The organism is Actinopolyspora mortivallis, from assembly GCF_003001495.1.
Lineage (GTDB): Bacteria > Actinomycetota > Actinomycetes > Mycobacteriales > Pseudonocardiaceae > Actinopolyspora > Actinopolyspora mortivallis_A.
Genome location: NZ_PVSR01000001.1, coordinates 1 through 13,478 on the forward strand (window position 1 = coordinate 1; position 13,478 = coordinate 13,478).

12 protein-coding genes are annotated in these 13,478 nt (G+C 69.1%); 6 read left to right on the plus strand and 6 right to left on the minus strand.

All coding sequences use genetic code 11. The features are described from left to right. The first annotated feature begins 129 nt into the window (after positions 1 to 129). The 3 genes from CEP50_RS00005 (at position 130) to CEP50_RS00015 (ending at position 5,056) form a co-directional block, all read left to right on the plus strand. Positions 130 to 882 (plus strand): type 1 glutamine amidotransferase, encoded by a 753-nt coding sequence (locus CEP50_RS00005; RefSeq protein WP_181188139.1) that lies wholly within the window; start codon positions 130 to 132, stop codon positions 880 to 882. Between the two features lie 90 nt (positions 883 to 972). Continuing rightward, positions 973 to 4,050: a bifunctional [glutamine synthetase] adenylyltransferase/[glutamine synthetase]-adenylyl-L-tyrosine phosphorylase gene (locus tag CEP50_RS00010; RefSeq protein ID WP_106111854.1), complete on the plus strand. Its 3,078-nt coding sequence runs from the start codon at positions 973 to 975 to the stop codon at positions 4,048 to 4,050. Positions 4,051 to 4,120: 70 nt separating this feature from the next. Next, entirely contained in the window at positions 4,121 to 5,056 is a 936-nt protein-coding gene (locus tag CEP50_RS00015) for an NADP-dependent oxidoreductase (protein ID WP_181188140.1), read from the plus strand. Positions 5,057 to 5,137: 81 nt separating this feature from the next. Here the strand turns inward: CEP50_RS00015 and glnA are convergent, their stop codons facing one another. After that, the gene (glnA, locus tag CEP50_RS00020; RefSeq protein WP_106111855.1) at positions 5,138 to 6,562 is read right to left on the minus strand and encodes a type I glutamate--ammonia ligase; all 1,425 of its coding nucleotides are present in this window, start codon (positions 6,560 to 6,562) and stop codon (positions 5,138 to 5,140) included. A gap of 214 nt (positions 6,563 to 6,776) precedes the next feature. Between glnA and CEP50_RS00025 the strand changes: the two genes are divergently transcribed. Continuing rightward, positions 6,777 to 7,232 carry an RDD family protein gene (locus CEP50_RS00025; protein ID WP_181188141.1) on the plus strand — a complete coding sequence of 152 codons (456 nt, stop codon included), beginning with the start codon at positions 6,777 to 6,779 and terminating at the stop codon, positions 7,230 to 7,232. Positions 7,233 to 7,295: 63 nt separating this feature from the next. On the opposite strand, the gene CEP50_RS00030 is transcribed toward CEP50_RS00025, so the two are convergent. From CEP50_RS00030 to CEP50_RS00045, 4 genes are all read right to left on the minus strand, one after another. Further along, entirely contained in the window at positions 7,296 to 8,021 is a 726-nt protein-coding gene (locus CEP50_RS00030) for a DUF4191 domain-containing protein (protein WP_106111857.1), read from the minus strand. Positions 8,022 to 8,322: 301 nt separating this feature from the next. Beyond that, the gene (gene lipA, locus CEP50_RS00035; protein ID WP_026448866.1) at positions 8,323 to 9,324 is read right to left on the minus strand and encodes a lipoyl synthase; all 1,002 of its coding nucleotides are present in this window, start codon (positions 9,322 to 9,324) and stop codon (positions 8,323 to 8,325) included. 81 nt (positions 9,325 to 9,405) lie between these two features. After that, the gene (locus CEP50_RS00040) at positions 9,406 to 10,341 is read right to left on the minus strand and encodes an oxidoreductase (RefSeq protein WP_106111858.1); all 936 of its coding nucleotides are present in this window, start codon (positions 10,339 to 10,341) and stop codon (positions 9,406 to 9,408) included. Between the two features lie 73 nt (positions 10,342 to 10,414). Then, a complete protein-coding gene (locus CEP50_RS00045) occupies positions 10,415 to 10,894 on the minus strand; it encodes a hypothetical protein (RefSeq protein WP_106111859.1) in 480 nt (159 codons plus the stop codon). 103 nt (positions 10,895 to 10,997) lie between these two features. On the opposite strand from CEP50_RS00045, the gene CEP50_RS00050 reads away from it, so the two are divergent. Both CEP50_RS00050 and CEP50_RS00055 read left to right on the plus strand, forming a co-directional pair. Continuing rightward, a complete protein-coding gene (locus tag CEP50_RS00050) occupies positions 10,998 to 11,615 on the plus strand; it encodes a TetR/AcrR family transcriptional regulator (RefSeq protein WP_033401492.1) in 618 nt (205 codons plus the stop codon). A 49-nt stretch (positions 11,616 to 11,664) separates the two neighbouring features. Then, on the plus strand, positions 11,665 to 12,612 hold the full coding sequence (locus CEP50_RS00055; RefSeq protein ID WP_106112242.1) for an LLM class F420-dependent oxidoreductase: 948 nt from the start codon (positions 11,665 to 11,667) through the stop codon (positions 12,610 to 12,612). A 53-nt stretch (positions 12,613 to 12,665) separates the two neighbouring features. On the opposite strand, the gene lipB is transcribed toward CEP50_RS00055, so the two are convergent. Continuing rightward, positions 12,666 to 13,412: a lipoyl(octanoyl) transferase LipB gene (gene lipB / locus CEP50_RS00060; protein ID WP_106111860.1), complete on the minus strand. Its 747-nt coding sequence runs from the start codon at positions 13,410 to 13,412 to the stop codon at positions 12,666 to 12,668. Between the last annotated feature and the right edge of the window lie 66 nt (positions 13,413 to 13,478).

The following is a 13,478-nucleotide window of genomic DNA, read 5'->3' on the forward strand; positions in this document are numbered from 1 at the left end:
TGAGAACACCCCCCACCCACAGTGGGGGGTGTTCTCATGTGCACCCCCCACACCCACACACCACGAACGCGTCCGGGGCGACCGAGACCGTGAGTGATCCGTCACCCACTTCCTCGTACTCTGGATCACATGGCCGAGGCACGGATTCTTGTGGTGCAACCCTCCGAGGACACTCCCGCCGGAAGACTGGGTGACTGGCTGGGGGAGGCCGGTGCCGAACTCGACGTCGTCGACCCCACACGTGAAACGCTTCCCGAAACCCTGGACGAACACTCGGGCCTGGTCGTGCTCGACGCGGAGACGAGCGCCACGGCCGATCTCCAGTGTCCCTGGCTCGGAAGGCTGCGCACCCTGCTGAGCTCCGCGACCGGTGCCGGGACCCCGGTACTGGCGATCGGTTTCGGCGCGCACGTGCTCGCCACGGCCACGGGGGGCAGGATCGGAACACGCTCGCACGGTCCCGAGGCCGGAACACTGCTGGTGGCCAAACGGGACGCCGCGGCCGAGGACGTGTTGCTCGGCCCGCTTCCGTTGACCCCGGACGTCTTCCAGTTCCACCGTGAGGAGATAACCACCCTGCCTCCGACCGCTCAGCTGTTGGCGTCCTCGCCGGGAGGGGAGAACCAGGCCTTCCGGGTGGGTGACCGGGCCTACGGACTCCAGTTCCACATCGAGACCACACCGGGAATCGTTCGGAGAATGCTCGCCTCCGAACCGGACGTCGCCGCGGTGGTACGCCCCGGCCAGCTCGACGAGGAGCATCTCGAACGCTTCCACGCCGATCTGGAGGAGACCTGGAAACCGGTGGCAGAACGTTTCGTGCGGATGGCCGCGACCCCACCGGAGGAACGCGCTGGCACCCGGTCACTGCCGTTGCTGTGAAGCCCCTGTGCGCGTGGAGTGATCACGGCCACGCGAAAAGGACAACACTCGGACCTGTTCTGGTGAGGTGAGGACATTACCGTACCGGGCATGGCCCGATCCAACTGGCAGCGCTCGGCGGCTCCCTCCCCCGCGAGATACGGATTCAGCGATGTCGGTCGCGCCGAGGCCCAACTGCGCGCGGCCGGATGGTGGTTCGACAGCGGTCCGCTGCCCGAAGCCGAGGAAGTGCTCGGTGCGTTGTCCCAGGCCCCGGACCCGGACCTGGCACTGCACTCGGTGGACCGACTACGGGAGGCGTTGGGGCCCGGCTGGACCGAACTGTCCGAACGTCTGCTGGAGGACCGGGGACTGCGGGCCCGCCTGTTCGCCACGGTGGGGTATTCCGGAGCACTGGCCGATCACCTGGTGGCACATCCCCGGGACTGGCGACGGTTGGCCGAGGAGCAGCACACCGCCGAGTTCGACGTTCGGCGGTTCACCGTGGAGTTGTTGCGCTGCGTGGGCGGTGTCGACGAGACCCCCCCGCACCCTCCGGAGCGTCCCGTGGCCGAACTGCGCGGAACGGCCGCGATCAGTGAGCTGCGCACGGTGTATCGCGGGCTGCTGTTGGAGATCGCGGCGGCGGACCTGGCCGGAGTGGTCGACAGTTCCCTGTCCGCTCCCTCCTACGAGCGGGTGACGGGGTGGCTCTCCGAACTGGCCGTGGCCGCGCTGCGGGCGGCTTGGGCCGTGGCGGCGGCCGAGCTCGGCGAGGGGGAGACCACCCCGCGCCTCGCGGTGATCGCCATGGGCAAGTGCGGTGGGTACGAACTCAACTACGTGAGCGACGTCGACGTCGTCTTCGTCGCCGAGTCGGAGGAGGACGTGTCCCGAGGAACCCGATTGGCCAGCACGCTGATGCGGGTGGCGGGCTCGGCTTTCTTCGACGTGGACGCGGCCCTGCGTCCCGAGGGCAAGGCCGGTGCCCTGGTGCGCACCCTGGACGGGCACCTGACCTACTACCGCCGCTGGGCGCGCACCTGGGAGTTCCAGGCCCTGTTGAAGGCACGTCCGGTGGCCGGGGATCCCGACCTGGGAAGGAGGTACGTCGAGGCGGTGCGTCCCCTGGTCTGGACGGCGGCGGAGCGGGAGAACTTCGTCCCCGACGTGCGTTCCATGCGCCGGCGCGTGGAACAACACGTTCCGCCGGACCAGTTGGACCGGGAACTGAAGCTCGGCCGGGGTGGGCTGCGCGATGTCGAGTTCGCGGTACAGCTGCTGCAACTGGTGCACGGCAGAGGCGACGAGTCGGTCCGTTCCCGTTCCACGACCGAGGCGTTGCGGGCCCTGGGGGGACAGGGTTACGTGGGTCGCAGCGACTCCTCGGCCATGGCCGAGTCGTACGTGTTCCTGCGGGGTGTCGAACACAGGTTGCAGCTGCGGCGGTTGCGTCGTACCCACCTGTTCCCCGCGGAGGAGGAACGCGACAAGCTGTATCACCTGGCCAGGGCCATGGGACTGCGTTCGCAGGGCAACAGGGAGGCCTCCGAGGTACTGCTCGCGGAGTACCGCAGGCAGAGCAGCAGGGTGCGCAGACTGCACGAGAAACTGTTCTACCGCCCCTTGCTGGAGTCGGTGGCCAAGGTACCCAGCGAGGCTCTGCGGTTGACGACGACGGCGGCCGTCCAGCGGCTCTCCGCGTTGGGCTACACCTCCCCGGAAGGGGCGCTGCGCCACATCGCCGCGCTGACCTCCGGAATGTCCCGCAGGGCGAGTATCCAGGGAACCCTGTTGCCGGTGCTGTTGGACCTGCTCGCCAACACCCCCGATCCCGACGGAGGGTTGTTGGCCTACCGCAACGTCTCGGAGGCGCTGGCCGACACGCCGTGGTATCTGCGGTTGCTTCGGGACGAGGCGGTGGTGGTCGAGCGGCTGGCGGTGCTGCTCGGAACGTCGAAGCTGGTGCCGGAGCTGTTGGTGCGCGCTCCCGAGGTGCTTCGTCTGCTGTCGGACACCGACGAGTTGGCGGGGCGGGACAGCACCGAGGTGGCGCGCTCGTTGCGCAGCGCGGTGGCGCGTCACGTGGAGCCGGAGCGGGCCGCCTCGACGGCGCGGTCGTTGCGCAGACACGAGATGCTGCGCCTGGCCTGCGCGGATCTGTTGGGAGTTCTCGACCCGCGTGCGGTTTTCCACGCCCTGTCGAGTGTCTGGGTGGCGGTGTTGCAGGCCACCCTGGAGGCGTGTGTGCGGGACGTGGCGGCCAGACCGGAGTGGTCGGGGCCGAGCGGGGTGGTGGACGCCTGCCGGGAGCCGGCGAGCATCGCGGTGATCGGTATGGGCAGGCTCGGGGGAGCGGAGCTGGGGTACGGCTCGGACGCGGACGTGTTGTTCGTGTGCGAACCAACAGGGGGTATCGAGGACAGCACCGCCGTCCGTTTCGCCACCACGGTGGTGGAGCAGGTGCGGCGTGTCCTGGGCAGATCCAGCCAGGATCCCCCGCTGGAGGTGGACACGGGACTGCGTCCGGAGGGGCGCTCCGGGCCGTTGGTGCGGACCCTGGACTCGTACCTGAACTACTACCGGAGGTGGTCGCAGGTCTGGGAGTCCCAGGCCCTGCTGCGGGCCAGTCCGGTGGCCGGGGACGTTGACCTGGGGGAGCGTTTCTGCCGGGCAGTGGACGCGCTGCGTTATCCCTCCGGGGGGTTGGACGCGCGGGGGGTTCGCGAGATCCGCCGCATCAAGGCCCGGGTGGACGCGGAACGGCTGCCACGGGGTGCCGACCCGAACACCCACACCAAGCTGGGGCGGGGTGGTCTGGCCGATGTGGAGTGGACTCTCCAGTTGCTGCAACTGCGGTTCGCCGACGAGTTCCCGGAACTGCGCACCACCTCCACCGTGGAGGGACTGCGGGCCGCCGCGCGTGTCGGCGTGTTGGCCGAGGAGGACGCAGCGACGTTGGAACACGCGTGGATGTTCGCCATGCGCGCGCGCAACGCCGTGATGCTGGTGCGCGGAAAGGGAGGAGACCAGTTGCCCAAGCGCTCCGGGGAGCTGAACGCGGTCGCCACGGCGTTGGGCTATCCCCTCGAATCCGATCCGGGCAGGATGGTGGACGACTATCTGCGGGCGACGAGAAGGGCTCGCAGGGTCGTGGAGCGGGTGTTCTACGACGACCGTCGGATGTGAACCGCGTTCGCTCCCCCTCGGTTCCGCCGTCCGGAGGAATACCGGTGCTCCGTGCCGTGTTGAGCCGGGCATGAAGGCTATGGCGCTCACCGAATTCGGCGGACCCGAGGTTCTTTCCGAACACGAGCTGGACGATCCCTTGGTCGGACCCGACCGGGTGCTGGTGGAGACCAGGGCGGCAGGTGTCAATCCGGTGGACTGGAAGATCAGGCGCGGTTATCTGCGCGGACTGTTCCCGCACCACACACCTTTGGTCTCCGGTTGGGACGTGGCCGGGGTGGTGCGTGCCGTCGGCCCGGCCGTCACCGACTACCGCCCGGGGGACGAGGTGGTCGGTTACGTGCGTGAGGACCACGTGCAGAACGGAACCTATGCCGAGCTCGTCGCGGCACCGGATCGCACGCTGGCGCACAAACCCGCGTCGGTGGATTTCCCGGAGGCCGCGGGGCTTCCCCTGGCCGGGTTGACGGCCCTGCAGATGCTGCGGGCCGTGGGCGTGGGCGAACAGGACTCCGTGCTGGTGCACGCGGCCGCCGGAGGCGTGGGCCACCTGGGCGTGCAGATCGCGCGGGCGCTCGGTGCTTCCCGGGTGATCGGCACCGCCTCGGAGCGCAACCACGAGTTCCTGCGTGAACTGGGCGCGGAGCCGGTGACCTACGGGCCGGGACTGCCGGGGAGGGTGGCCGAAATCGTCGGTGGTGACGGCCGGGTCGACGCGGCGTTGGACATGGCCGGTGGAACGGCGTTGACCGAAACCCCCGAGCTGCTGCGGGACGTCTCACGCCACGCTTCGGTGGAGGACCCGCAGACGGTGGTGGCCCAGGGCGGCCACTACGTGTTCGTGCGTCCCGACTCCGCGGATCTGAACTGGCTGGCTCGGTTGGTCGACCGCGGCGACCTGCGGGTGGAGGTACAACAGACCATGCCGCTGTCCGAGGCCGCCCGGGCCCACGAACTGCTCGAACAGGGGCACGTGCGGGGCAAGTTGGTGCTCACTGTCTCCTGAGGCGGTAGGCACCGTCCCCCGGCAGCGGAAAAAGGGGGCCCGCCGTCGCGGCGAGCCCCCTTCGTGTCCGGAGGACGACGGTCACACGTCGAAGTACAGCGCGAACTCGTGCGGGTGCGGGCGCAGCCGGATCGGGTCGATCTCGTTCTCCCGCTTGAGCGCGATGAAGTTCTCCAGCAGGTCCTCGGTGAACACGCCGCCCTCGAGCAGGTACTCGTGGTCGGCTTCCAGGTTGTCCACCGCCTCGGCGAGGCTGGAGGGCACCTGGGGAACGTTCTTGGCCTCCTCCGGGGGAAGCTCGTAGAGGTCCTTGTCGATCGGATCCGCGGGCTCGATCTTGTTGCGGATGCCGTCCATGCCCGCCATCAGCATCGAGGCGAAGCCGAGGTAGGGGTTGCCGGAGGGGTCGGGGCAGCGGAATTCGACGCGCTTGGCCTTCGGGTTGGTGCCGGTGATCGGGATCCGCATGCAGGCCGAGCGGTTGCGCTGCGAGTACACCAGGTTCACCGGGGCCTCGAAGCCGGGAACCAGCCGGTGGTAGGAGTTCACCGTGGGGTTCGTCAACGCGAGCAGGCTCGGGGCGTGGTGCAGGATGCCCCCGATGTAGTGCCGGGCGGTGTCGGACAGACCCGCGTAGCCGGACTCGTCGTGGAACAGCGGGGCGCCGTTCTGCCACAGCGACATGTGGCAGTGCATCCCCGAACCGTTGTCCCCGAACAGCGGCTTCGGCATGAAGGTCACGGTCTTGCCGTTGCGCCACGCGGTGTTCTTGATGATGTACTTGAACAGCTGCAGGTCGTCGGCGGCGTGCAGCATCGTGTTGAACTTGTAGTTGATCTCGGCCTGGCCGCCGGTGCCCACCTCGTGATGGGCGCGCTCCACCTCGAACCCGGCCTTGATGAGCTCGGCGGTCATCTCGTCGCGCAGGTCCGCGTAGTGGTCGTAGGGGGGAACGGGGAAGTAGCCGCCCTTGTAGCGGGTCTTGTACCCCAGGTTGCCGCCGTCCTCGGCGCGCCCGGTGTTCCACCAGCCCTCGACCGAGTCCACTTCGTGGAACGAGGAGTTCGCCCCCTCCGAGTAGCGCACCGAGTCGAAGATGTAGAACTCCGCCTCGGCCGCGAAGAACGCGGTGTCGGCGATCCCGGACTCCGTCAGGTACTGCTCCGCCTTGCGCGCGATGTTGCGCGGGTCACGGCTGTAGGGCTCCAACGTGAACGGGTCGTGCACGAAGAAGTTGAGGATCAGCGTCTTCTCGATGCGGAAGGGGTCGATCCGGGCCGTGTACGGATCGGGAAGCAGCAGCATGTCCGATTCGTGGATCGACTGGAAACCACGCACCGAAGAACCGTCGAAGGCCAGACCTTCGGTGAAGGTGTCGTGGTCGAACGCCGATGCGGGAACGGTGAAGTGCTGCATGACCCCCGGCAGGTCGCAGAACCGGACGTCGACGAACTTCACGTCCTCGTCGGAGATGAAGCGTAGGACCTCGTCTGGATTGGTGAACACCCTCGATGGCTCCTTCACGCGTTGGTGCCGCTCATCGGGGCAAGCTTGTGCCGCCGACTCGGTGATGGACCCTACGAAGGGGGTGTTGCCCCACCGTCACTCGCGTGTTTCGCCGACGTTAACGAAACGGTTCCGGATCCGGGGCGGGGTTCTCCCACGCCGCGCGCCCGCGCGCGGGCCGTGTCGGACGAGTTCGGGCCCGTATGCTGGCCCTGTGGGTAGAGTACTCGGTTCTTGGCTGTCCGGCCCCTCGGCGCTCCGCGAGTCGGGCGAGCCCCAGCAGCGCTGGCGCGGTGAACGTCTCGGTCTTCCCGAGCAGGGCTCGGGGTCCGTGGCGCCCACCGGCAGACGTGCCGTGGGGTTCCTGCTGGACATCGTGTTGGCCGCGCTGGTTGCCGGTCTGTTCACCGCCCCTGATCTTCCCGGCAACTGGAGTCTGCTGTCCTGGGCGCTCATCACCGTGTTGCCCGTGGCCTTCTTCGGTTTCACCCCGGGCATGGCAGTGGCGGGGATCTGGGTCGCCCGCGTGGACGGTTCCTCGCTCGTGGGGTTGCCCCGGGCGCTGCTGCGCTGTGTGCTGACGGCCGTGCTCGTTCCCGCGGTGCTGTGGAACACGGACGGTCGTTCCTGGCACGACCGGTTGAGCGGAACCGTGGTCCTGCGTCGCTGAGGGGCGCTCCGTGTCGGGAAAGCCCGTGGTGTTCTCCCACCGTGCGGGCTTTCCCGGAAGCGCTCACTTGCGGCGGGTGGCGCGTTGCACGTTGCGCATCTTGGCCCCCTGGGGAGCCGGTCCCTTGGGCATGGCCGTGTTCCTGCCGCCGATGGCCTCGAGGCGTTTCTCCAGCGAGTCGATCTGCCCCGCGTTGATGTTGCGCGGCAGCTTCATGATTCTGGACTGGAGTTTCCGCAGCGGAACCTGGTCCTCCTCGTTGCCGACGACGATCTCGTAGATGGGGGTGTCGCCGACCAGCCGGGCGATCCGTTTCTTCTCCTGGTTCATCAGGTTCCGCACCCGGTGCGGGGAGCCCTCGCCGACCAGGACGATTCCCGGTCGGCCGACCACGCGGTGCACCGCGTCCAACTGGCTGGTGCCGGCCACACCCTGGGTCAGCTGCCACTTGCCGCGCATGTTCTCCAGGGCCCAGCCCGCCGCGCCGGGCTGGCCGTCGGCCTTGTTGTAGACGTTGGCCTGGACACGCCTTCCGAAGACGATGACCGCTCCCAGCGCGCCGAGGGCCACGCCCACGGGGAGGAAGAACCACTGCAGGTTCCAGACCAAGCCGAGCAGGAACGCCACCACGGCGGTTCCGAGCAGCACCGCGAGCATCAGCGGGACGAGCAGCCGATCCTCCCGGCGTTGCATCCTGAACGCCTCGAACAGCTGTTTGCGGCGAGCCTTCGACGCCTGCCGCTTCTGTTTGGCCGCTTCCTTCTTGGCGGCCCGGTCCTGCTTGGCCATACCCACAGGATACGGCGGGGTGTCCCGTTCCCGTCCACGCGGTTCGGCAGTCGGGACGGTCCTCGCTCACGTGGGGTGTGGAACTCCCGCGGGACGTGGAGCGATCAGCAGGGGGGAGCGGCCTCGTGCTCCCGGAGCCTGAGCGGATCGTGTGGAGCTTCCGGCAGCGGCGGGCGCGGAGTGGGGCAGGTGCCGGAAGTGCCCGCACCCCGTGCCCCCGCCGCTCTCCGGAGGCCACCGAACGGGGGCGACCGAAGGTGGAGTCGGGGCCGTGGACCCGCCACGGCCTGTCCGGGTCCGGTCAGCCGGAGAGCAGGTTGCTCGCCTCCTGGGCGGCGGTACCCGCCTTGGCCAGGTGGGCCAGGTTCTCGGGCAGCGGCATGCCGCGGTGCTCGGTCGCCTTGGCGTAGAGCCTTCCGGCCCGGTAGCTGGAGCGCACCAACGGTCCCGCCATGACACCGGGGAAACCGATGCGCTCGGCGGTTCTGGTGTGCTCCACGAACTCCTCGGGTTTGACCCAGCGGTCCACGGGGTGGTGTCGCGGGCTGGGACGCAGGTACTGCGTGATGGTGATGATGTCGCAGCCCGCCTCGTGGAGGTCGCGCAGCGCGGGTTCGACCTCGTCCGGGGTCTCGCCCATACCCAGGATCAGGTTGGACTTGGTCACCAGCCCCGCCTCGCGGGCGAGGGTGAGCACCTTCAGCGAACGGTCGTAGCGGAAGGCCGGACGCATCCGCTTGAACACGCGCGGAACGGTTTCGACGTTGTGCGCGAGCACCTCCGGACGCGCGCCGAACACCTCGGCGAGCTGGTCCGGCTCGGCGTTGAAGTCGGGGATGAGCAACTCCACGCCGGTGCCGGGGTTGAGCTCGTGGATCTGCCGGACCGTCTCCGCGTACAACCACGCACCCCCGTCGGGGAGGTCGTCCCGGGCGACACCGGTCACCGTCGAGTAGCGCAGTCCCATGGCCTGCACGGACTCCGCGACCTTGCGGGGTTCGGTGGTGTCGAGCTCGGCGGGTTTGCCGGTGTCGATCTGGCAGAAGTCGCACCGCCGGGTGCACTGGTCACCACCGATGAGGAAGGTGGCCTCCCGGTCCTCCCAACACTCGAAGATGTTGGGACAGCCGGCCTCCTCGCAGACGGTGTTGAGTCCCTCGCGTCGTACCAGTCCCTTGAGCTCCTGGTACTCGGGCCCCATGCGGGCCCGCGTCTTGATCCAGGACGGCTTCTTCTCGATCGGCGTCTGACTGTTGCGGACTTCCAGTCGCAACAGCTTCCGCCCCTCCGGCGCCACAGTCACGACCACAGGCTACGCCCCGGCCGTGGGGCCTCGACAATGACCGAACTCACCCGTTTTCCCGGGGGCCGGCCCCGTGGGATCTCACCGGGGTGCCGGTTCGACACCGGTGAGTTCGGCGGTGAGCTCCCACAGGCGCGCCGAGGTGACCGTGTCGCGGATCGCGGGGTTCTTCCGTGCCCGCCCCGGGTGCCCTCTGGTTTCGGCGAGTCCGGCCGGGCCGAAGAACTCCCCGCCGCGTACGGACGCCGCGGTGGCGGCGTACAGCTGGGGCAGTGCCCCGAGCTCCACGCGTTGGGTGAACAGGCCGGTGACTGCGCGTACGGCGTTGTTCACCCCGTCGGGAAGCTGCCGTTGGCGGGCGGAGTTGGCGGTCAGCTCGGTGGCGGTCATGCCGGGGTGGGCGGCGACGCTGAGCGTGGCCGATCCGCCGGTGCGCAGCCTGTCGTCCAGTTCCGTGGCGAAGAACAGGTTGGCCCTCTTGGACTGGGCGTAGGCCCTGAGCGGGGTGTAGCGGCGGTGGTGGAAGTTCGGGTCCCGCGTGTCGAGTCCGCCGCCGTGGTGGGCGAGGCTGGTCAGGGTCACCACTCGGGAGGGGCCCGCCCCGTTCAGGGCGGGCATCAGCAACCAGGTCAGGGCGGCGTGCCCGAGGTGGTTGGTGCCGAACTGGAGCTCGAAGCCGTCCACGGTGCGTCGGTACGGGGTGGCCATCACCCCGGCGTTGTTCATCAGCACGTCCAGTCGGTCCCCGGTGTCCTCCCGCACGCGCAGCGCGGCGCGGCGGACCGAGGACAGGTCGGCGAGGTCGAGTTCGACCAGCTCGGGCCGGGTGTCCGCCACGGCCTCCACGCGGCGCAGCGCGGCGGTGCCGCGTTCGGTGTCCCGGCAGCCGAGCAGCACTCGGGCCCCGCGTGCGGCCAGCGTGCGGGCGCTGTGCAGTCCCAGCCCCGAATTGGCCCCGGTGATCAGCACCGTCCTGCCGGTCTGGTCGGGGATGGCGGTCTCGTCCCACTTGGTCATGTCACGGTCCTACCCGAACAGCGGGATGCGAACAATCGTCGTTGTCCGTTCGTGTCGACGACTCCGTGCGCTGTCATACCGTGACGGGCTCGTGCTGCTCACGTGCGCCGCGCAGCAGCCGCAGCAGGGCCTCGCCGGTGCGGTCGGTCTCGGAGGGGGCTCCGTCGTGGTCGACCAGGCCGGAGGAGACGGCGAGCAGTCGTTGTTCCGCCCGCAGGGCGCGCAGTGCCTCGCCGTGCGCGGTGGGGAGATGGTGGTCGAGGATGCGGCGCAGTTCCGGGTTGGCCGTGGCGGTCTCCTCCCAGGCGAGCCGGGTGGCCTCCAGGCGTTCGGCGGTGTGGTCGGCGGACTCGGACAGTCGGCGTTCCAGTCTGCCCATGAGCTGGTTGATCCACTTGTGTTGCAGGGCGGCCAGCATGTCGTGGTCGTCGGTGAACACCGGGGACAGCTCGGCGTGCTCCCGGGGGTGGGGCAGGTGTTCGGGGGCGTTCCCGAACCGTTCCAGCACGAAACGTACGGCTGCCGTGCGGCGATGGAACCGCTGCCAGGACATGGCTACCTCACGCGTGGCGTACCGGTGGTTTGTGGCATACCGCCAGTATGTGACTGAATACGAAACTATCAGGTTCTGTATGCCGGCGGTATGGTGAAGCGATGTGAGTGGGGCGACAGAACGGCCGCGCCGTGTGGAGTACTCGGAGCACACCCGTGCGGCGCTGGTGGAGTCCGCGATCGAACTGTTCACCGAACGCGGATACGCGAACTCCTCGTTGGACGAGATCGCCAAACGTGCCCGGGTGACCAAAGGCGCCCTCTACCACCATTTCGCCGGAAAACGGGCACTGTTCGAGGCCGCCTTCGAAGGCGTCGAGATCGGGGTGGTCTCCCGGTTGTCCGCCGAGATGCCGGGAAAACGGGATCCGTGGGAGGAACTGCGCGCGGGGCTGGACGCCTTCCTGCGGGAATGCCTGGAGGAGCCGTTCCGCCGCGTCGTCGTCCAGGAGGGACCGGTGGTGCTCGGCTACCGGCGCTGGTACGACCTGGGAGAACGCTACACCTTCGGTCTGGTGCGCAGCAGCCTCACCAGACTGGTCGAGAACGGCACCATCGACTCCGGATCCCCCGTGGACGTGCTCGCCCGCGTCGTCTTCGGAGGTCTGTCCGCCGGGGCGAACACCATCGCCAACTCGGACGATCCCAAACGGACCAGTGTCGAGGTGGGGCAGGCGCTCGAACGGCTGCTGCGCGGCCTGCGTGACGGCGGGACGGGCTGAATCCCCGGACACGCGGCGCGCGGTGGCGTTGATCGTTAGTCTCGGGAACGTGGACGAGGATTTCAGGCTCAGGATCTTCACCGAACCCCAGCAGGGCGCGAGTTACGACGACCTGCTCCGTGTCGCGCGCACGGCCGAGGAGTGCGGCTACGACGCGTTCTTCCGCTCCGACCACTACCTGCGCATGGGCGACGTCAGCGGCCTGCCCGGACCCACGGACGCGTGGGTGACCCTGGCAGGGCTGGCGCGGGAGACCTCGCGGCTGCGGCTGGGGACGCTGATGAGCGCGGCGACCTTCCGGCTGCCCGGGCCGCTGGCCGTCTCGGTCGCCCAGGTGGACCAGATGTCCGGAGGCCGGGTGGAGCTCGGACTCGGCAGCGGCTGGTACGAGCAGGAGCACACCGCCTACGGCATCCCCTTCCCACCGCTGCGCGAACGATTCGGACTGTACGCCGAACAGCTGGAGATCGTGACCGGCCTGTGGACCACTCCGGAGGGATCCACCTTCGAGTACTCCGGTGAGCACTACCGGATCAGCGACTCCCCGGCGTTGCCGAAACCCGTGCAGCGCCCCCGCCCACCGGTCCTCGTCGGGGGGACGGGCAGGCGCAGGACCCCCGCCCTGGCCGCTAGGTTCGCCGACGAGTTCAACCTGCCCTTCGTGGACCAGGACACCGCCGTGGCCCAGTTCGAGCGGGTGGACGCCGCCTGCGCGGAACGGGGCAGGAACCCGGCGGACATGGTGCGCTCGGTGGCGCTCGTGCTGTGCGTGGGCAGGAACGAGGCCGAGCTCGCCCGGCGTGCCGAGGCCATCGGGCGCGACGTGGACGAGCTGCGCGCCAACGGCCTGGCCGGAACTCCCGCCGAGGTGGTGGACAGGATCGGGAACTGGCGCGCCCGCACCGGCATCACCCGGCTCTACCTGCAGGTCCTCGACCTGTCCGATTTGGACCACCTCGAGCTGGTGGCTTCCGAGGTGGCCGGAGCGCTGGACTGAGCGCTCCGGTGGTCACGGCTCGGGGTGCCCTCCGTGCGGTCCCGCCGCCGCGCTCAGCGCAGACTCGGATCCAGCGCGAAGGTCACTCCGGCCGGGGCCGCCCCGGCCTGTCGGACGTCCCGGTCGGTGACCGGCAGGTCCCCGTCCAGGGCGGCGGGAACGGCCCGGCGCACCGAGGGCAGCACCTCCTCCACGGTGACCTCCCGGCCGAGTTCGGCCGACAACGAGGTGACCCCGGCGTCACTGATCCCGCAGGGAACGATCCGGTCGAACTCGGCGATGTCGGCGTTGCAGTTGAGTTCCAGACCGTGCATCGTCACGCCCCGCTGCACCCGGATCCCGATCGCGGCGATCTTGCGTTCGGGACGTGTCCCGTCGGCGGGCAGCCACACCCCGCTGCGCCCCTCCACCCGGCCGGTGTCCAGACCGAACTCGGAACACACCTGGATCAACGCCTGTTCCAGCCTGCGCACGTAGTCCACCACGTCGACGGGGTCGGCCAGCCGCAGGATCGGGTATCCCACGAGCTGCCCGGGGCCGTGCCAGGTGATCCGGCCCCCACGGTCCACGTCGATCACCGGAGTGCCGTCCCGCGGCCGGTCCTCCGGGCGGGTCCGTTTCCCCGCCGTGTAGACGGAGGGGTGTTCCAACAGCAGCAGGGTGTCCGAACCGGTGCCCTCGGCTCGGGCGTCGGCGAGTTCCCGCTGGTGCTGCCAGGCGTCCAGGTAGTCGACGGTGCCCAACTGCCGGATCTCGATCTCGTGGGTGGAGAGACGACACGAGTTCACGCTGTTGCTCACGGGCTCAGCCTACCCGCCCGGGGCAACGGCGCACGGTTCTCCGCCGGGCTGTGCGGAAACACCGGT